At 46.5% G+C, this 18,158-nt stretch carries 16 protein-coding genes, 1 pseudogene and 1 riboswitch; of the genes and pseudogenes, 10 read left to right on the top strand and 7 right to left on the bottom strand.

Annotation, left to right across the window (positions count from 1 at the left end; all coding sequences use genetic code 11):
- Positions 1 to 15 precede the first annotated feature (15 nt).
- From ACW5MY_RS19010 to ACW5MY_RS19000, 3 genes are all read left to right on the top strand, one after another.
- Positions 16 to 978 carry a helix-turn-helix transcriptional regulator gene (locus tag ACW5MY_RS19010; protein ID WP_013354182.1) on the top strand — a complete coding sequence of 321 codons (963 nt, stop codon included), beginning with the start codon at positions 16 to 18 and terminating at the stop codon, positions 976 to 978.
- A gap of 205 nt (positions 979 to 1,183) precedes the next feature.
- Positions 1,184 to 1,264, top strand: a riboswitch (glycine riboswitch).
- Positions 1,265 to 1,408: 144 nt separating this feature from the next.
- On the top strand, positions 1,409 to 2,761 hold the full coding sequence (locus tag ACW5MY_RS19005) for an amino acid permease (RefSeq protein ID WP_014471273.1): 1,353 nt from the start codon (positions 1,409 to 1,411) through the stop codon (positions 2,759 to 2,761).
- A gap of 126 nt (positions 2,762 to 2,887) precedes the next feature.
- Positions 2,888 to 4,126 carry an L-dopachrome tautomerase-related protein gene (locus ACW5MY_RS19000; RefSeq protein WP_289394041.1) on the top strand — a complete coding sequence of 413 codons (1,239 nt, stop codon included), beginning with the start codon at positions 2,888 to 2,890 and terminating at the stop codon, positions 4,124 to 4,126.
- Between the two features lie 49 nt (positions 4,127 to 4,175).
- Here the strand turns inward: ACW5MY_RS19000 and ahpF are convergent, their stop codons facing one another.
- Together ahpF and ahpC are read right to left on the bottom strand one after the other, a co-directional pair.
- On the bottom strand, positions 4,176 to 5,705 hold the full coding sequence (ahpF, locus tag ACW5MY_RS18995; protein ID WP_013354179.1) for an alkyl hydroperoxide reductase subunit F: 1,530 nt from the start codon (positions 5,703 to 5,705) through the stop codon (positions 4,176 to 4,178).
- Between the two features lie 13 nt (positions 5,706 to 5,718).
- Positions 5,719 to 6,282 carry an alkyl hydroperoxide reductase subunit C gene (gene ahpC / locus ACW5MY_RS18990; RefSeq protein WP_013354178.1) on the bottom strand — a complete coding sequence of 188 codons (564 nt, stop codon included), beginning with the start codon at positions 6,280 to 6,282 and terminating at the stop codon, positions 5,719 to 5,721.
- Positions 6,283 to 6,581: 299 nt separating this feature from the next.
- Between ahpC and ACW5MY_RS18985 the strand changes: the two genes are divergently transcribed.
- Positions 6,582 to 7,268, top strand: a complete 687-nt coding sequence (locus ACW5MY_RS18985; protein WP_065118549.1) for a VOC family protein — start codon at positions 6,582 to 6,584, stop codon at positions 7,266 to 7,268.
- A 35-nt stretch (positions 7,269 to 7,303) separates the two neighbouring features.
- Here ACW5MY_RS18985 and ACW5MY_RS18980 read toward each other — a convergent pair whose 3' ends face one another.
- The 3 genes from ACW5MY_RS18980 to ACW5MY_RS18970 all read right to left on the bottom strand — a co-directional run bounded on the left by ACW5MY_RS18980 (position 7,304) and on the right by ACW5MY_RS18970 (position 9,385).
- On the bottom strand, positions 7,304 to 7,759 hold the full coding sequence (locus ACW5MY_RS18980; protein WP_289394040.1) for an RDD family protein: 456 nt from the start codon (positions 7,757 to 7,759) through the stop codon (positions 7,304 to 7,306).
- A gap of 69 nt (positions 7,760 to 7,828) precedes the next feature.
- Positions 7,829 to 8,995 (bottom strand): MFS transporter, encoded by a 1,167-nt coding sequence (locus ACW5MY_RS18975; RefSeq protein ID WP_013354175.1) that lies wholly within the window; start codon positions 8,993 to 8,995, stop codon positions 7,829 to 7,831.
- A 78-nt stretch (positions 8,996 to 9,073) separates the two neighbouring features.
- Positions 9,074 to 9,385: an ArsR/SmtB family transcription factor gene (locus tag ACW5MY_RS18970; protein WP_013354174.1), complete on the bottom strand. Its 312-nt coding sequence runs from the start codon at positions 9,383 to 9,385 to the stop codon at positions 9,074 to 9,076.
- A 141-nt stretch (positions 9,386 to 9,526) separates the two neighbouring features.
- On the opposite strand from ACW5MY_RS18970, the gene ACW5MY_RS18965 reads away from it, so the two are divergent.
- Positions 9,527 to 9,946, top strand: coding sequence for a DUF5391 family protein (locus tag ACW5MY_RS18965; protein ID WP_289394039.1), 420 nt, complete (start codon positions 9,527 to 9,529; stop codon positions 9,944 to 9,946).
- A 121-nt stretch (positions 9,947 to 10,067) separates the two neighbouring features.
- Positions 10,068 to 11,291 (top strand): outer membrane protein assembly factor BamB family protein, encoded by a 1,224-nt coding sequence (locus ACW5MY_RS18960; protein ID WP_462061915.1) that lies wholly within the window; start codon positions 10,068 to 10,070, stop codon positions 11,289 to 11,291.
- Positions 11,292 to 11,328: 37 nt separating this feature from the next.
- Here ACW5MY_RS18960 and ACW5MY_RS18955 read toward each other — a convergent pair whose 3' ends face one another.
- Positions 11,329 to 12,666 (bottom strand): aldehyde dehydrogenase family protein, encoded by a 1,338-nt coding sequence (locus ACW5MY_RS18955; protein WP_013354171.1) that lies wholly within the window; start codon positions 12,664 to 12,666, stop codon positions 11,329 to 11,331.
- Between the two features lie 141 nt (positions 12,667 to 12,807).
- Here ACW5MY_RS18955 and ACW5MY_RS18950 point away from each other — a divergent pair, with 141 nt between their 5' ends.
- From ACW5MY_RS18950 to ACW5MY_RS18935, 4 genes are all read left to right on the top strand, one after another.
- Positions 12,808 to 13,965, top strand: coding sequence for a TetR/AcrR family transcriptional regulator (locus ACW5MY_RS18950; RefSeq protein ID WP_013354170.1), 1,158 nt, complete (start codon positions 12,808 to 12,810; stop codon positions 13,963 to 13,965).
- A 255-nt stretch (positions 13,966 to 14,220) separates the two neighbouring features.
- A complete protein-coding gene (gene desA, locus ACW5MY_RS18945; RefSeq protein WP_013354169.1) occupies positions 14,221 to 15,270 on the top strand; it encodes a Delta(5) desaturase DesA in 1,050 nt (349 codons plus the stop codon).
- A gap of 118 nt (positions 15,271 to 15,388) precedes the next feature.
- On the top strand, positions 15,389 to 16,525 hold the full coding sequence (locus ACW5MY_RS18940; protein ID WP_013354168.1) for a sensor histidine kinase: 1,137 nt from the start codon (positions 15,389 to 15,391) through the stop codon (positions 16,523 to 16,525).
- Positions 16,522 to 17,121, top strand: coding sequence for a response regulator transcription factor (locus ACW5MY_RS18935; protein ID WP_013354167.1), 600 nt, complete (start codon positions 16,522 to 16,524; stop codon positions 17,119 to 17,121). The genes ACW5MY_RS18940 and ACW5MY_RS18935 overlap by 4 nt, the downstream gene beginning before the upstream one ends.
- 27 nt (positions 17,122 to 17,148) lie before the next feature.
- On the opposite strand, the pseudogene ACW5MY_RS18930 reads toward ACW5MY_RS18935, so the two are convergent.
- A pseudogene (locus tag ACW5MY_RS18930) lies at positions 17,149 to 17,962 on the bottom strand (SDR family oxidoreductase).
- Positions 17,963 to 18,158 lie beyond the last annotated feature (196 nt).

Here is an 18,158-nt window from a genome sequence, read left to right as displayed (position 1 = left end):
GTTTAGGAGGTCCCGATGAAAAAAGTTGAACGGATTAATATTATCATGCGGTATATCAACAACCGCGCCCACTTTACAATTTCTGAAATCATGCGGGAATTTGATATCTCTCGTTCGACAGCTATTAGAGATATCAGAGAAATTGAAGCCATGGGGATGCCGCTTGTTGCTGAAGTTGGAAGGAGCGGCGGTTATTTTGTCATGAACCACTCTGTCCTGCCCGCTGTTCGCTTTACCGATAATGAGATTAAAGCTCTTTTTATTGCGTTTATGGCCACAAGAAATCAACAGCTCCCTTATCTAAAGAGCCGTCAATCTTTAGCTGAAAAATTGCTGGGCCTTATCTCCGAAAGCCAGCAAGAGACCCTGGTTCTTTTAAATCAAATCTTGCTTTTTGAAGGGACAAACCCCCATAATCCCGACCTGCTTGAGCTCTCAGATCTCCCCCATCCCATGTTAGAAAAACTCATCCAGCTACTTCTTTCGGATAGCTATTTATGGATTACCATCAAAGAAGAGAAGGTAATAAAGTCTTATCCAATCTGCCTCTTGCACCCTTATCATGAAAAAGGCCTTTGGCTGATTGAAGGCTTTGATGTAAAGGATGAGAAGAGGAGGATTTTCCCTGCGGACAATCTTACCAATGTCAAACCATACTCTGCGAAAAAAAGAATAAGCAAGAAAAAGATTTTAGAGAAACTAAGCGAGCAGGAAGAAGTAATCAACCTTGTTCTTGAACTTGGTCCAAAGGCGATTGCCCAATTCAAAAAATATCATCCTTTAAAAATGTCAATTTCCTATACGAATCCTTATCAAACCACAGCCATTCTAGAGACTTATATCAATGTCAGTAATCCCGAAGAATTGACCGAAATAACAAATTGGCTGCTTTTCCTAGGTAAGGATATCAAGGTCAGGGAAGTACCGAAAGAAGTCTTAGAAGGTTTACAAGAGAGATTAAGCTTATTCTGTCCATAAGCAGTGCCAGTTAAACCCCGTTATTTTTCGAAAAGGAAAATATAGCCGCTAGGATAGGTGAGTTTAAGAATACTAGAGTTCACTGTAAGTAAGACCATTGACAAACCACTCGACTTCTATTAAAATAAAAAGTTAGCTGATAGGTATTTTCTATCAGAAACTCAATACGTAGCAGGCTATGATTGCTGTGGGTCGCACTACAGCAGGAGCGGCTTCTGGAGAGACCGCGGATTTTCCGCGGCGCCGAAGGGTTCACAATCTCAGGCAAAAGGACAGAAGAGTACCGAATATGTATTTGTCATGCTGTTGATTGTCAGCGGCGCAAATATAATTTGATATTCTTATGACCATGAGATTGGAGGGCATCCAATCTCTTTTTTTATTGGCTTTATTTTCTCGTCGTTCATAAAAAAGTAAGGAGGAGTCAGATGTGGAACAGCGAGAGCTAAAGAGGGACTTATCGAATCGGCATGTGCAGCTTATCGCCATTGGCGGCACGATCGGCACCGGGTTGTTTTTAGGGTCCGGTAAGGCGATTCAGCTGGCGGGTCCTTCTATCATCTTTGCGTATTTTATTGTAGGTATTGCGCTTTTTTTCGTTATGCGGTCGCTGGGAGAACTGCTTTTATCTAAAGCGGGGTACCAATCATTAACGGATATCGCCGAGGCGTATTTAGGGCCGCGGGCAGCGTTTGTCACCGGCTGGACCTATTGGTTTTGCTGGATTATGACGGCTATGGCGGATGTGATCGCCGTCGGTGTGTATGTGAAATATTGGTTTGATATTCCGCAGTGGATTCCTGCACTGATCTGTTTGCTCATTTTATTGGGGCTTAATCTGTTAACGGTCAAGATTTTTGGAGAATTGGAGTTTTGGTTCGCTTTAATTAAGGTGATCACGATCCTCGCGTTAATCGTCATCGGGGTGATTTTGCTGGTGATTGGGTTCAAAACGCATACTGGAACGGTTTCAGCAGCGAATCTGTGGGTGCACGGCGGCTTGTTTCCAAACGGATTTTCAGGCTTTTTGCTTTCGTTCCAGATGGTGATCTTTGCCTATGTCGGTGTGGAATTAGTCGGTGTGTCGGCAGCGGAAACATCAAATCCGAAAAAAAACATTCCGTCCGCGATCAATAAAATTCCTTTGCGTATTTTATTTTTCTACGTCGGGGCATTGATCATCCTCTTATGTATTAACCCTTGGACGCAGCTGAATGCGGCGGAAAGTCCTTTTGTGAAGACCTTCAGCTTAGTCGGCATTCCGCTGGCCGCGGGAATCATTAATTTCGTCGTATTAACGTCAGCCGCTTCTGCTTGTAACAGCGGAATGTTTTCAACAAGCCGGATTTTGTATAACTTAAGCAAAACGAAACAGGCGCCGGCAAGTTTCGAGAAGCTGAATAAAAATCATGTGCCGAGCCGCGCGTTATGGGTGTCGGTCATTGTCCTGTCAGCAGGGGCACTTTTAAGCAAATTGATTCCGGAAGAAGCCTTTGGCATCGTGACAACCATCAGCGCGATTTGTTTCATTTGGGTGTGGGGTGTGATTCTTGTCTGCCATATCAGATACAGGAAAACCCGGCCGGACTTACACGCGGCATCAACATTCAAAGCGCCGTTTGCGCCGTTTATCAATTACGTTGTTCTGGCACTGTTTGCGGTCATTCTGGTTATTATGCTGTTTGCGGATGCGACGCGCCCGGCCTTATTGCTGACGCCGCTGTGGTTTATTGGATTATTTATTTTATATTGGATGAGAAAAAACAGGGCAACAAGAACATGATGAGTCAAATTAAATCTCTTGAAAAAGACGGTGTACTGCATGCAGTATGCCGTCTTTATTTTTAATTAACCGTTTCCTTTTATAGGCATATATTTAATGTAGATATAGAACGAGAGGAATGGAGTCATGGAAAACAATTCGTACATGAATGGACAATCGTCATACCCCGCTTATGCTGATTCCTATCTATTAAGAGAATACGGGACGCTGCCGGGCAGAAGAGGACACTATGAAATGATATTTCATTGGAACCATTTAGATTGGGATTTTCCGAATGATGAGATGAAAAAAGAATTTTACAAAAAGGAATATTGGAAAAAGTGTATGCCGGCCGGCATTAAAATGGATCGGCAGGGGCATTATTATGTGTCGGTTCCCCGCTGGGCTCACGGTGTTCCGGCTACCTTGAACAAGATTGTGATAAAAGACGGGAAGCCGTTATTAGAGGCCTTTCCAAGCTGGGAGTGGAATCGGGCTGGAAACCCGGCTGTTCTTCAGTCCGTCTTGGGGTACGAGATTGATGAATACAATCGGATGTGGATTCTTGACCAAGGGAAAATTGCTTATGAAAGGTCACCGGAAGGCTCACAGAAGCTTGTGATCATTGATTTAGACCGCAATCAGCTGATCGATTCAATTCAGATTCCGAATGAGATTGCCAATTACCGTACGTCTTTCTTAAATGATGTTGTCGTTGACAATAAAAATGGGTTTGTCTATATCACGGATTCGGGTAATGGCTGGCCGGACCATCCGCTTGATGGGGGAATCATTGTGTTTAACATAAGAACAAGGACTTTCCGGCGCGTGCTTGACCGGCATTTCAGCACGCAGGACTTTCCGGGATTTCATTTTGAGATTGATAACCGGCCGGTGTTTACAAACAAGCCGGTAAAGATCGGAGCGGATGGAATCGCACTGTCCGGAGAACGGACGGTTCTTTACTATTGTCAGGTCACGGGACGGAATTTATATGCGATTGATACATCTCTCCTGCAGGATTTTCAAACGCCTCTGGAAGTGATTTCGAGGTCCGTTCGAGCGGTGGGAAGCAAGGGTACGACGACTGATGGTATGCATGCTGATCATCAGGGAAATGTTTTTTACACCATGCTTGAGGGGAAAGGCATTGGCGTTTACCAGCCAGAAGATAACAGCTTTCATCAGTTCGTCTCGGATGACAGAATGCTTTGGGTGGACGGAGTGGCTTTCGATCAAAAAGGGTCGATCATTTTTAACAGCAACCGGCTGCATCAAATGTTTGATGAGTCACGGCAGGATATTAACTGGTCCTATCCGTACAATTTGATCATATGGAAAGCGTTTGTCGGTCCTGATGTGAAGTCCTATTTATATGGGCTGTAACATAAAAAAGCGCCATACTGCCGTTTAAGCAGTATAGCGTCTTTGGGAACTAGTTCCGGATCAAATAATCAAATGCGCCTAAAGCGGCGGTTGCACCTGATCCCATTGAGATAATGATTTGGTTGTACGGGCCGTCTGTGCAGTCCCCTGCGGCGAATAGGCCGGGAACGCTTGTCGCGCCGCTCTTGTCGACGATGATTTCGCCGATGCGGTTGCGTTCGACAGTTTCGTCTAGCCATTCTGTGTTTGGCACGAGACCGATTTGGACGAATACACCTTGGAGTTCAACGTGTTTTTCTTCGCCTGTTTCACGGTCAATATACGTGATGCCGTTTACGTTTTGGTCGCCTGTGATTTCTTTTGTTTGTGCATTTTTGTGTACAGTCACGTTTGGCAGGCTGTAGAGACGTTTTTGCAGAACTTCGTCTGCTTTCAGTTCAGGCGCGAACTCCAGCACAGTCACGTGATTGACGATACCTGCAAGGTCAATCGCCGCTTCGATTCCGGAGTTTCCGCCGCCGATAACCGCTACGTCTTTGCCTTCAAACAATGGTCCGTCACAGTGCGGGCAGTAAGCGACACCTTTGTTTTTGAACTCTTGCTCACCAGGTACGTTGACATTGCGCCAGCGGGCACCTGTTGACAGGATCACTGTTTTACTTTTCAGGACAGCGCCGTTTTCGAGTTCAAGTTCGAAGAGGTCTTTTTTCTCAAGGCGTTTCGCGCGCTGCAGATTCATGACGTCAATATCATAATCTTTCACGTGCTCTTCAAGGCTTGCAGCGAGCTTCGGTCCTTCAGTCGCTTTGACACTGATGAAGTTTTCGATGCTCATGGTGTCGAGTACCTGACCGCCGAAGCGTTCAGCGACGACACCTGTGCGGATGCCTTTACGCGCCGTGTAGATGGCCGCGCTTGCGCCGGCCGGTCCGCCGCCGACAACAAGAACGTCAAACGGCTCTTTGTCAGCAAACTCAGATGCATCTGCGCCGCTGCCCAATTTCGCGAGAATCTCTTCGAGGGTCATACGGCCGCTGCCGAAAGATTCACCGTTTAAGAAAACAGTCGGAACAGCCATGATGTTTTTGCTTTCAACTTCTTCTTTGAATGCCGCGCCGTCAATCATTGTATGTGTGATATTCGGGTTAAGCACGCTCATCATGTTTAGTGCTTGGACGACATCAGGGCAGTTGTGGCACGTCAGGCTGATATAAGACTCAAAGCGGTATTCTCCGCTGATGTTCTTAATCTGGTCAATGACCTTTTGATCAACCTTAGGCGCTCTGCCGCTGACTTGAAGCAATGCGAGCACTAATGAAGTAAATTCGTGGCCGAGAGGAACACCGGCGAATGTAACGCCTGTGTCTTCTCCTGCACGATTAACGCTGAAGCTTGGTGTTCTGTATAATTCAGCTTGTTCAACTGAAATTTTAGATGACATGGAAGCCAGCTCGTCAACGAGAGCCAGCATGTCCTTAGACGTGTCATCGTCACCGGCGCTTACTTTGAGAACGATGTCGTTCTCAATTAGCTGCATATATTGATTTAATTGTGCTTTGATATTTGCATCAAGTACCAATTGAATGCACTCCTTAGATTTTACCTACCAGATCAAGGCTAGGTGTAAGTGTTTCGCCGCCTTCTTCCCATTTAGCCGGGCAGACTTCACCTGGGTTTTGACGAACGTATTGAGCTGCTTTTACTTTATTTACAAGGTTGCTTGCGTCACGGCCGATACCGCCTGCATTGATTTCAACTGTTTGGATGACGCCATCCGGATCGATGATGAATGTTCCGCGGTCAGCAAGTCCGCTTTCTTCGTCAAGAACGTCGAAGTTGCGAGAGATCGTTTGAGATGGGTCACCGATCATTGCGTAAGTGATTTTGCCGATTTTTTCAGAGCTGTCATGCCAGCCTTTGTGTACGAAGTGAGTATCTGTAGAAACAGAGTATACTTCAACACCTAATTCTTTCAGTGCAGCGTATTGTCCTTGAAGATCTTCAAGTTCAGTCGGGCATACGAAAGAGAAATCTGCTGGGTAGAAGCAGAAAACGCTCCATTGACCTTTCAAATCTTCGTTTGTTACATCGATGAATTCACCGTTTTTGAAAGCTTTTGCTTCGAATGGCAGTACTTCTTTTCCGATTAAAGACATAATATCTTCCTCCTGAAATGTGATTTGAAATATATTAAAAAGACAAAGCATTCACTTTATCTTTCAATAATAATTATAATTATATATAGATTATTAAATAACATTTATTTTTTGTCAAGCTATATGGGGTATTATTTTCTGCTTTTTTTGCTTTAGACGTTAAAAAACCCTAGGTATAAGCGGTTTAGCGCTGTTTTTCATGTTTAGCGCCGGGCGAAAGGGGGATTCTCAATTGGCTGAAACAAAATAGTGGGAATCAACCCCTCTATATGGCAGTATAAACCAAAGGGGGTATGGTCATGCAAATAAATAACATAACTTTGTACAGTTGTGCTCTGGAGGAGACGAAACACTTCTATGAACGGGTGTTTGGTTTTTCTTTAATTGAGGCGTCCGGTGATTCATTTACAATCAAAGCCGGAGAAAGTGAATTGGAATTCAGGCGCACCGATTCTCAATCTCATCCGAATTATCATTTCGCGTTTAACATTCCGAACAATCGTTTTGATGAGGTGAAAGCGTGGATAAAGGATAAAGTCGTTTTTCAAACGGAAGATGGGGAGGGTGAGGTGTATTTCTCTCATATAAAGGCGCGTTCCTTTTATTTTAAAGATCCGTCCGGCAATCTGGCGGAATTCATCGCGAGAGAAACGTCGCCGGCAAGCGCGGAACGCTTTTCAATTGAGTCCGTTCTGAATATCGGCGAGGTGAATCTGACGGCTGCTGAAGTCGTATCCACCGGGAGAAAGCTGCAGCGTTTCGGTATTCCGGTGAGAGACCATTCGCCTCTTAGGGAAGACGGGTTTCATTTTATGGGGGATTATAATGATGGGGCGTTTTTGCTTTTAGGGCCGAACGGACGCCGCTGGATTTTTTCTGATCAGCATGCGGAGTTCCATCCGTTGTCTGTCATTGTGAACGGGACGATCCGCATTGAGGCTGACGGAAAAGGCGGCATTGACATCAGGCGGTCTCAGCCGTCATAAAAAGTCCGGGCTCAAAAGGCCCGGACTTAGGGATATTATTTATAGACAACGCGCGTGCTGCATATGATGTCGTGCAGCGTTTTTTTCTCACCGAAGGCGGCCATGATGAAACCGATATAAAGAATGAGCTTAGATATGATAGAAGCGAAAGCGCGTCCGAAGGCCTGGCCGATGGAAATCCGTCCGCCACCTTCATTGACGACCTTAAGGCCGAGCAATGCTTTTCCCAGTGTCCCCTGCATCTTTGAGGCTGTGAGCAGGCTGAAATATAAGATGCTGATCACAATAGAGATCAGAAGAATCGGGATGAAACCGAATATCAGAAACGAAATGGTAAACTGATTTTCGGTCATCAAAGGGTCAGCTGCAGCAGCGCCTGCCGCAAATAAAAAAGTGACTATAAATTGAATGATAAAAATCGGAATTCCTATGATGATCTGATCAATGACATAAGCCAGAAACCGAATCCAAAATCCTGCCGGTCTTTCCATGTATCTTTTTCTCTCCCTTGTCGTAATCTGGCATATTATACGTAAACATGCCGGATTTTGCAACAGAGCTCAAGCTTCTGCGAGCGGCCTCTTTCCCCATGCCAAGCGCCCCATGATCAGCCCGAAAGCCAGAAGGGAGAACATGATGCCGCACCACATCAGCTGATGAATCCCCAGATGTGAAATAAACCAGCCGCCCGCCTCGGTTCCGATGGTGATGCCGAGGTTGGAAAAGGAGACAAACAGGCTGTTGCCGAATTCAGGTGCCTCCTTTGCTTCCGCAGTGAGCCATGTCTGGCTGACAATGAGCCCGCCGGAATGAACGGCGCCCCATACGAAGACGAGCACAGCCATCGGTGCAAAAGACGTCCCAAACCCGTATATGAGCAAGTAGGCGGCCGTATAAAGAAGCGGAAACACGATGACGGTCTTTTTCATATTTTTGTATAACAAAGCGCCGAAGACGAAATTCCCGGCTATCATAATCACCCCGAACGTCATCAGCATAAAGCTGACCCATGTGCCGTCCATATGGGACACCCGCCCGAGGTATTCCGCGAAATAGCTGTAGACAGAAAACATGGCCGCAAACAGACAGATGACGGCAGTGATATTGAGCCACAAAGCCGGTTTGCGAAGGATGCCGAGCTGGCTTCTGAAAGACATTTTTTCTGTGACCGGCATGGATGGCAAAAAGAGAAGAATGCCCATAAAAGCGATGATACTGACGATAGCGCCGAATAGGAAGGCCGATTCAAGGGAGAGACGCTCCGCCAGATAAGACGTGAAAGGCACGCCGAACGCAAACCCGGCGGTGATGCCTGAAAAAACTTTCGTTACGGCTTTTCCGGATTGGCCGGCGGGGACAAGACGGGCCGCAGCAGCAAGCGCTACAGAAAAGAACACCGGGTGGCATAAAGCGGGAATGATCCGAAACGCAAGCATGACACTGAAATGCGCCGTATACGCATAGACCGCATTTGAAACGGCAAACATCAGCACAGCCAAAAGCAGAATGAATTTCCGGTTTATGCCTGAAGCAAGCAAGGTCAAAAACGGCCCCGACACAGCGACGATGAACGCGAAGATACTGACGAGCCATCCCGCCTTTGAAGCGGTGATGTGAAATCTGTCGGCCACTTGCGGAAGAACACCGATAATGCCCATTTCGGTCGTGATAATGCCGAAAACCCCTAATGCCAAAAATAGAATGAAGATGGAACTGCTTTTTTTCATTGTTATGTATGCCTCCTTTTGTAACTACATATACAGAAAAATAGATATGTTAAGGTAAAAAAAGCCCTCCTTTCATCGTTATAGCTGGTGCTGAACATAGTCAGCAAAGGCTTTAATTTGTTTTTCATTCCTTCTGTAATAAGTCCATTTTCCGATTCGTTCAGATTCCAGCAGGCCGGCTTTTTGCATGGTCAGCAGGTAGCTGGAGATGACGGACTGCGCAAGCTCTGATTTCGCCTGAATATCACCGACGCAAATTCCGGTGCGGAAACTGAGGCCCTGCTCAAGATAAGGCTTTTCATCAAAATGGTCCTCCGGGTGTTTGAGCCATGTCATAATGTCACTTCGTGTTTTGTTAGATAACGCTTTATGAATCAATATCGGTTCCATAACGTTTATTATATCTATTTTTCTGGATTTGTAAATTCGTTTTTAATAAAACATTCTCAAATTAAGTAAAAATCGTGTTAACATATAACATATTATTAAAATAACGGTAAAAAGCCGGGTTATTGTCAGGAGGATATTCACATGAATCAAAAGAAGAAAGGTGCGGTTGCGGTGACACTGCTTTCCGCTCTGGTGTTTTGTTTATTGCCGGTCGTCGGCTCGCTTTCTCCGTTTGCAGAAACGGGGCCGAACGCGAATCGCTTTAACTCCTTAGGGATGTGGGCCGCCGTCGGTCAGATCCTTTTTATATATGCGGTCCCGCTCGTTATGTATATTCTCGGTGTTCGTGTCATGAAAATCATCATGGCCGTTTTTTGCGGAATCGGGCTCATCATTTGTGCGGCTGTCTTTTTGGTGACGCTATTGGTTATAACTTCTTCGGAACAGGAGCTGTCTCTTTATTACAATCTTCTCGTTTGGTCAGGAGCGGCTTTTATCGTCAATGTGATGTGGTACATTATCGCGTTTCGCCCATCTCCAAAGCATCAGCAGGCTATGTGACAGTTGTTCTATAATTTACCGAAAATACAAATTTTTAATAGGGTGATTATGGTATGGTCATGGCGTATAGCAGTTTTTGATAGAAAAGGGAGGAACTGCCATTGAAAAAAAGGACAGCTTCATTTCGAATGAAAACATTGGCGGCCGGCGCGTTGCTGCGGCTTTATCTGTGGGAGCGGTTTCTGATCTGCCGGCGGGAAAATGGCTGCATCCGGCCGCTGCTCAAGCTGCGGAAACGGTATTTAAACAAAATCACGCGGCATCCGGTTTCTTGACGGGACGGTATGACGCGCAGGCCATGTCTCCGACGATGTTCAACTGGTCAAGGGAAAGCCGGTTTACAAGCAATGCCGACGGCGCATTAAAATGGGAAAAAAATGTACCGGCCAATCCTCAAAACGGTGCGGGAGCCGCGGTTGACGGGGACGGTACCGTGTTTATTCAATCAAAAGACGGGAAGCTGACGGCGTATCATCCGGACGGTACTGTGAAATGGGTGACGGAAAACCTTGGGACAACCTATACGCTGACCCCGGTGCTCGGAACAAACGGTGTCATTTATCTTCCGTCCCATGATAAAAAACTGTATTTCATCGACAAAGAAACCGGAAACATTTTAACATCAGTTCCGCTGAGCGGAGCGCCGAGTTCCGATGCGGCTATCGGCTCTGACGGCACGCTGTATGTGTCGACGCTGGATAACTATATCTATGCGATTAAACCGACGTCTCCTTCGACATGGACGGAAAAGTGGAAATTTAAAACAAACGGTGTGGTCGGCTCCGCTCCCGTGTTAGCGTCAAACGGCACTTTGTATAGGGCAACGTACAATAATATCTTTTACGCGATCAATTCAGGAACGGGCCAAGTGAAATGGTCAAAAACGACATCCAACGGGTTTAAAGGATATCCGGTTATTGATAAAGACGGCACCGTTTACGCCGGAAACCAAGACGGCAACCTATATGCCTATACGTCAACGGGTGCTGTAAAATGGACGTTCCCGTTAAACGGTTTCTCCAGCTCTTCATTAGCGATTGACCATAACGGCAATGTGTATATCGGTTCTGGAAGCGGCGAGCTGTTTTCGATCAGCAAAACCGGAAACATGAACTGGTCTTTCTATACGGACGGGCCTGTGAGAACGGCTCCGCTGATTGATGCAGACGGCAATGTGTACTTCGGCTCTGACGATAAAAACGTCTATGCGGTTGATGCTGACGGTAATGAAAAATGGCGCTATCAAACGGACAGCAACGTCATTTCCTCCCCGGTTCTGGCTGAAGACGGCACACTTTACGCCGGCACTTATACGAAACTGCTCGCATTCGGAACAAAAAAATAATAAAAAAGAATCCGCGTCATCTGCGCGGATTCTTTTTTTATTTAGAGGCTTGAATAAATACGCCTTTTTCATGAGAGAATTCTTTAAAGCCGTATACACCGTGATATGAACCGATCCCGCTCGTATTGATGCCGCCGAACGGAAGGTTGACGTCTGTGAAATGAACGACGACATCATTGATAGAAGCGTTGCCGGATGTCGTATGCTGAAGCACATAATCGATTAGCTCCTGATTATGGCTGAATACGTATAAGGCAAGCGGCTTGTCCCGGTCAGTGATGTAATCAACGGCTTCACTGATATCTTCGTAATTCATAATCGGCAGAATCGGTGCGAAAATTTCCTCCTGCATGATCTTCATATCAGGAGTGACGTTTGTCAGCACAGTCGGAGAAATCGTGCGGTCATGCGCATCAAATACGCCGCCGAACGCCGTTTTCGCCCCTTTTTCAATGGCATCATCATATAGGGCTTTGACACGGTTAAAGTTGCGGTCATTGACAATCTGCGTGAATTTAGTGCGGTCAACCGTATGATCATCCTCCATAAAACCTGCATTGACAATGGTTTGCAGGAGATCTGTAAAGGTATCCTGTACATCTTCCTTCATAAGGAGATAGTCAGGAGCGATACATGTCTGCCCCGCATTGACAAATTTGCCGACGGCGATTTTTTTCGCCGCGTCCATCAAATCATATTCGCTGTCAATAATCGTCGGACTTTTTCCGCCAAGCTCAAGCGTGACGGACGACAAGTGCTTCGCCGCTGCCGTCATGACGATTTTACCGACATTCGTGCTTCCGGTGAAGAAAATATGGTCAAACGGCTGGTCGAGCAGTTCTGTCGCTACATCGACCTCACCTTCAAAAATGGCGACTTCTTCTTCGTGAAATGCCTCGCGAATGACTGTTGCGGCGATATGGCTCGTCTCCATCGTAAAATCGGACAGCTTCACAATCGCGCTGTTGCCGGCCGCAATGGCAGCGGCAAGCGGAGCCATCGTCAGCATAAACGGATAATTCCATGGGCCGAGAATGAGGGTGACGCCTTTTGGCTCGTACATTAATACGCCGTCAGCGTCCGGACTGACGGATGAGCCGACGCGTTTCGGCGCCATCCAGGTGTCGAGATTGTTCATGTTATCTTTAATCGCCTTGATCGTTCCCTGCGTTTCCGCTCTTTTCACCTCGTGATAAGGCTTGCGCACGTCCCGTCTGATCGCCTCGATGATTTCTTCTTCATGAGCGGTGACGGCATCTAAAAAGCGCTGAAGCTTTTCTCTGCGCTGCTCGGCTGTTGAAGCACGCAGCGTTTTCTGATTTTTTTTCTGAAGCTCAAAGACGCGTTTGATGTCTGCTTTTATATGCTGATCCATCGGTCTTCCTCCTCTGGTTGCTTTTTTATTTCTTCAGGGCCTATTATAGTGTGATATGTTTTTGCGGCAAAGACAGCGTAAACACATCTATACGTTACCGTACAAATTGCGGTGATCTGTCTAATGGAAGGAGTGTCTCTTATGCCGGATTCTGTGACAACTGATATCAAACAAGCGCTTCTGGCTATGCTTGGAGAGCGGGATATCCGCCGTGTGACCATGAAGGACATCGCCGAGCGGGCGCACGTGAGCCGGGGGACATTGTACCTTTATTACGAGGATAAATATGCAATTTTGGAAGATATGGCGGAAGAAATGAAAGACGGCCTGAGCGAAGCGCTTTATCATTCGCTGAAGCATAAAGATGTGCTTCATTTAAATGGCGGATGGCAAAAAGTGCATCCGACCCTGTCTTTTGTTGACCGGCATCGGGTGTTTTTCCAAACGATGATGGATCGTCATAAAATGCCGTATTTTCACTTTCATGCTTTTTTTAAAGATGTGTTCCGGCATGATGTGCTTCTGTCACCGGTCAATGCGGATTTCTCACCGACTGAACAGGATATGTACATTCATTACCGCGCTTTATACACGTATGCTATTGTTCTGTACTGGCTGAATGAGGATCAGGCGGCATCCCCGGAAGCGATCAGCGGGCAGGTGTGGGATTTGATTTCTCAAAAACGGTTTTACTGGCTGTTCGGCCGCCGGGTGTCAGAGCAAGAAGAAAAAAAGCCCGCCGACCGCCGGGTGATCCGAACGAGACAGGCCTTGCAAGAAGCTATGATCGGCTTAATGGCGGAAAAAAAAGATTACGCGGCGATTACGATTTCCGATATTGCCCGTCAAAGCAATCTCCGCCGTGCCACTTTTTATGACCATTACGCCAACAAAGAAGGATTGCTGAAAACGATCATCCATCAATCATGCCGGGATTTGATCGGATTATTGACGGTAAAAGGAGAGCCTGCCGATTGCTCTATGGAAGAAGCGGAAGCGGCGCTCGTCCGTCTTTTTTCCGCACTGTCGGAAGGCATGCCGCTCGTCCATTTTCTGAGAGAGGGTTCCGGAGTGCCTGACGTCATCCCGGAGATCTTCAGAGCACTGCAATCGTTTTATCTTCATCAGCCTCTGCATATTCAGGCGGGCAAAAAGCTATACGCATACTATGTCGCATCCATGCTCGTCGGCCTGATTCAATACCGTCTTCATGAAGGAAAAGACCACGCGCCGGACGTGCTGGCCCGGGAATTTCTGCAGTTTTTGGATGTGAAGAAGTACCGTGTGATTTTGCTGTGAATAGGATGAAAAAAAGAACTCCCGAAACAGGCGGAGTTCTTTTTTACGGTTTTCTTGGATAAGAAATCGTCTTTTCTTTATCAGTCTAGTTTTAATCCCTTGCAAAAAAAGTAACCGCTCTATATGACGTCTGATCAGCATTCTGCCGCCAAACATGACAAATGTCATATTCGGGGCATGATGCCTGCTACTACAAGCTCGTCGAGCGCCTCGGTATACTTGGAATCATAATGAAAAAGAAGGGAAATGACATGTATGACCAATCACACCGCAACTCAAAAACAAGCATCTTTGAAAAAGCAGGTTGCTGCATTTTCCGGTGCCGATACAAAGCATAGTGTCATTCAGCTTTTCAATACGTTTGTGCCGTTCTTTGGCCTTTGGTTTCTTGCTTACTTCAGCCTCAATGTCTCCTATCTCCTGACCCTCGCCTTTACTGTTATTGCAGCGGGCTTTTTGACAAGAATATTTATCATTTTCCACGACTGCTGCCATCAATCCTTTTTCAAACAAAAGCGGCTGAACCGGCTGTTCGGGTTCATTTCAGGTGTGCTGACACTATTTCCGTACCTTCAATGGCAGCGCAGCCACTCCATTCATCATGCGACAAGCAGCAATTTAGATAAACGGGGCACCGGCGATATTTGGATGATGACTGTCAAAGAATATAACGAAGCGTCAGCCTGGACAAAAGTACGCTACAGACTTTATCGCAATCCGTTTATTATGTTTATTCTCGGGCCGATTTATGTATTTCTTATTCAAAACCGTTTCAATGTAAAAGGCGCCCGCCGCAAGGAGCGCTGGAACACGTATTTCACGAACGCGGCTATTGTCATATTGGCTGCCGCAGCGTGCCTGCTTGTCGGGTGGGAAAACTTTTTGCTTGTTCAAGGTCCGATTTTCCTTATTTCGGGGTCAATCGGCGTCTGGCTCTTTTATGTACAGCATACGTTTGAAGACTCTTATTTTGAAGCCGATGAGCATTGGAACTATGTGCAGGCCGCTGTAGAAGGAAGCTCCTTTTACAAGCTGCCGAAGCTTTTGCAATGGCTGACAGGCAATATCGGCTACCATCATGTCCACCATCTAAGCCCAAAGGTGCCGAATTACAAGCTGGAAGCGGCTCATGAGGGGCATGAACCTTTAAAAAATGTACCGACCATTACGCTTAAAACAAGTCTTGAATCCATGAAATTTCGTCTGTGGGATGAGGACGAAAAGCAGTTTGTCACGTTTCGGGAGGCGCGGAAAACACCGCCGCCCCGGCAGGCGCCGGAAAAACCTTTAAAGAAAAATGCCTGATATGGCACGCGGCTCTTTCTCTTATTAGAAAGGGCCGTCGCTTTATGAGTGAGGATGCAATGAAGGCGTTGTTTTGGTAAAGTGATGGTAGACATAAGCAGCAGAAGGTGGCACAAGGATGAAGAAGTATTTTAAATTTCAAAAACTGAGCGGGATTTCTCCTTATATATGGACGATTTTTTTCATTCTGCCTTTTTACTTTATTTTTAAAAGCTCTTCTACCTTTGTGATGGTTGCCGGCGTCATTTTCACCCTTGTTTTCTTCGGCGCATATCGCTTCGCATTTGTTGCAAAAGGCTGGCCGCTTTATTTATGGGCGTTTCTTCTGATCGGTATTTCGACCGGCTCAGTCATGCTGTTCAGTTATATTTATTTTGCCTTCTTTATTGCCTACTTCATCGGCCATATCCGAGAGAAAGTTCCTTTTTACATCTTATATTACATTCATATCATCAGTGCGGCGATTGCCGTCAACTTCAGCCTTGTTCTGAAAAAAGGGTGGTTTCTGACTCAAATTCCGTTTATCGTCATTACACTGATCAGTGCCATCTTGCTCCCGCTCAGCATTCGAAGCAGGAAGGAACGAGAACGCCTTGAAGAGAAATTAGAATATGCAAATGAACGGATCGCGGATCTTGTGAAGCTGGAAGAAAGGCAGCGCATCGCCCGAGACCTCCACGATACACTTGGACAAAAGCTCTCCTTAATCGGACTAAAAAGCGATCTTGCCCGAAAGCTGATATACAAGGATCCTGAACAGGCCCGCGCTGAGCTGAAAAGCGTTCAGCAGACGGCCCGCACCTCCTTAAATGAGGTCAGACAAATTGTCTCGTCGATGAAAGGCATCCGATTGAAGGATGAGCTCGGCAATGTTCGGCAAATACTTGAAGCAGCGGGAATTGACTTTGTGTACGAAGAAAAAGAAGCGCCAAAAAATATTTCCCTGCTGAACGAAAATATCGTCAGCATGTGTATTAAAGAAGCTGTCACCAATGTCGTGAAACACAGCGGCGCTAAATTTTGCCGCATCACCATTCAGCAGCTTTCGAAAGAGGTTGTCATTACGGTAGAAGACGACGGCAGCTTCCAATGCAGAGAAGACCGCTTTTTTTCAAAGGGGCACGGCCTGCTTGGAATGAGAGAACGGCTTGAATTCGCGAATGGCAGTTTAGCCATCGATACAGCTGCCGGAACAAAGCTGACCATGAGAATCCCGAATGATTCAAAATCAAAAGAAAAGGATGGTGGCAGATGATCAACATCTTCATTGCCGAGGATCAGCAAATGCTGCTCGGCGCACTCGGTTCGCTGTTGAATTTAGAAGAGGATATGACGGTTGTCGGCAAAGGCACAAGCGGCCAGGATGCCATCGATTTCGTGGAAAAACATGCTCCTGACATCTGTCTGATGGATATTGAAATGCCCGGGGTATCAGGTCTTGAGGCGGCGGAAAAGCTCAAGGACAGTGATGTGAAAATCATCATTTTAACGACCTTTGCCCGCTCCGGCTATTTTCAGCGGGCGCTAAAAGCAGGCGTCAGCGGTTACATGCTCAAGGACAGCCCAAGCGAGGAGCTCGTCAGCGCCATCCGCAGCGTCATGAAAGGAAGACGCGTCTACGCACCTGAATTAATGGAGGACATCTATGGTGAAGAAAACCCGCTGACCGAACGGGAAAAAGCGGTGCTTGAGCTCGTCGCAGACGGAAAAAACACAAAAGAAATCGCAAACGCCCTCAGCATCAAAAGCGGCACAGTCCGCAATTATGTTTCGATGATCCTGGATAAATTAGAAGTAAAAAATCGAATTGAAGCAATAACCCGATCAAAGGAAAAGGGCTGGTTTAAGTAACCAGCCCTCAGCTTGTTCTTCCACTCGTCACTCCGTCTCTTCCTTCCACTTCTTATCAATCAGCATTTTTCCCGGCCAAGTGTATGCCATGATGCCGCCGTCAGCGGTGATGTCTTCTCCCGTGACGTACGAGCTGTCGTCTGAAGCAAGGAAAAGTGCGACGGCCGCCATTTCTTCCGGTTTTCCGAGCCGGCCGAGCGGTGTGATCCATTTGTTGGCTTCACGGAAAGCCTCACCCATTTCGTCTTCTTTAGTGCCTGCCAGTTTATCAATGAGCGGTGTTTCAATCGTGCCCGGCGATAAGGAATTGACGCGGATGCCGCTTCTGGCGTAATCTCGCTTTTGTCAGGTTCGTGATACCGCCTTTTGCGGCGTTATAGCCTGAACGGTCAAGGTCTGCGGCCCGGCCGGACATGGAGGAGGTGTTGATGATGGAGCCTCCTTTTTCAAGCATGAGCGGAATCAGATATTTGCTGCAAAGAAATGTGCCGCGCAGATCGACGGCGATGATCCGGTCAAACAGCTCGACCGGGTACTCATGGACTTTGCCGCCCTCTTGGTCAACACCGGCATTGTTAAAAAGAATATCAATTGTTCCGTACTTCTGCTGAATACCGTCTGCAAAAGACTTTACGTTTTCTTCGTCTGATACATCAAGGTGAAAAGCCTCTGCTTCTCCGCCGTTTTTTGTGATGGCGCGGACGGTTTCATTCAGCTCGCTTTCATTGATGTCACCGCAGATCACGCGGGCGCCTTCATCGGCGAAAACCCGTGCCGTCGCCTGCCCGATGCCTGTTGCGGCTCCTGTGATGATTGCGGTTTTTCCGGATAATCTTCCCATGCTGCATTCTCTTTTTTTCTTTGACTTTTTCCCGTTATGTGAAGGAGTAAACATAGAACCGGGTGATTAAAAACAAACCAATTATTGTGTTTTATGTTAAATTATTAATATGGAGACTCAGCCGACAATCATATTGCAATAGATTGACAGAAGTCATTGAATATGATAAATAGATGCTGAAAAGATTTTACATAAC

Source organism: Bacillus sp. Bwzl_19 (assembly GCF_054900515.1).
This window is presented reverse-complemented; position numbering and strand designations above follow the sequence as displayed.

Excerpts from the sequence above, each read along its gene's own strand:
- ACW5MY_RS18985 (WP_065118549.1), top strand. The coding sequence starts at position 6,582 with ATGCAAATAAATAACATAACTTTGTACAGTTGTGCTCTGGAGGAGACG.
- ACW5MY_RS18940 (WP_013354168.1), top strand. The coding sequence starts at position 15,389 with ATGAAGAAGTATTTTAAATTTCAAAAACTGAGCGGGATTTCTCCTTAT.
- ACW5MY_RS18965 (WP_289394039.1), top strand. The coding sequence starts at position 9,527 with ATGAATCAAAAGAAGAAAGGTGCGGTTGCGGTGACACTGCTTTCCGCT.
- desA (WP_013354169.1), top strand. The coding sequence starts at position 14,221 with ATGACCAATCACACCGCAACTCAAAAACAAGCATCTTTGAAAAAGCAG.
- ACW5MY_RS19010 (WP_013354182.1), top strand. The coding sequence starts at position 16 with ATGAAAAAAGTTGAACGGATTAATATTATCATGCGGTATATCAACAAC.
- ACW5MY_RS18955 (WP_013354171.1), bottom strand. The coding sequence starts at position 12,666 with ATGGATCAGCATATAAAAGCAGACATCAAACGCGTCTTTGAGCTTCAG.
- ahpC (WP_013354178.1), bottom strand. The coding sequence starts at position 6,282 with ATGTCTTTAATCGGAAAAGAAGTACTGCCATTCGAAGCAAAAGCTTTC.
- ACW5MY_RS18970 (WP_013354174.1), bottom strand. The coding sequence starts at position 9,385 with ATGGAACCGATATTGATTCATAAAGCGTTATCTAACAAAACACGAAGT.
- ACW5MY_RS19000 (WP_289394041.1), top strand. The coding sequence starts at position 2,888 with ATGGAAAACAATTCGTACATGAATGGACAATCGTCATACCCCGCTTAT.
- ACW5MY_RS18950 (WP_013354170.1), top strand. The coding sequence starts at position 12,808 with ATGCCGGATTCTGTGACAACTGATATCAAACAAGCGCTTCTGGCTATG.
- ACW5MY_RS18980 (WP_289394040.1), bottom strand. The coding sequence starts at position 7,759 with ATGGAAAGACCGGCAGGATTTTGGATTCGGTTTCTGGCTTATGTCATT.
- ACW5MY_RS18975 (WP_013354175.1), bottom strand. The coding sequence starts at position 8,995 with ATGAAAAAAAGCAGTTCCATCTTCATTCTATTTTTGGCATTAGGGGTT.
- ACW5MY_RS18935 (WP_013354167.1), top strand. The coding sequence starts at position 16,522 with ATGATCAACATCTTCATTGCCGAGGATCAGCAAATGCTGCTCGGCGCA.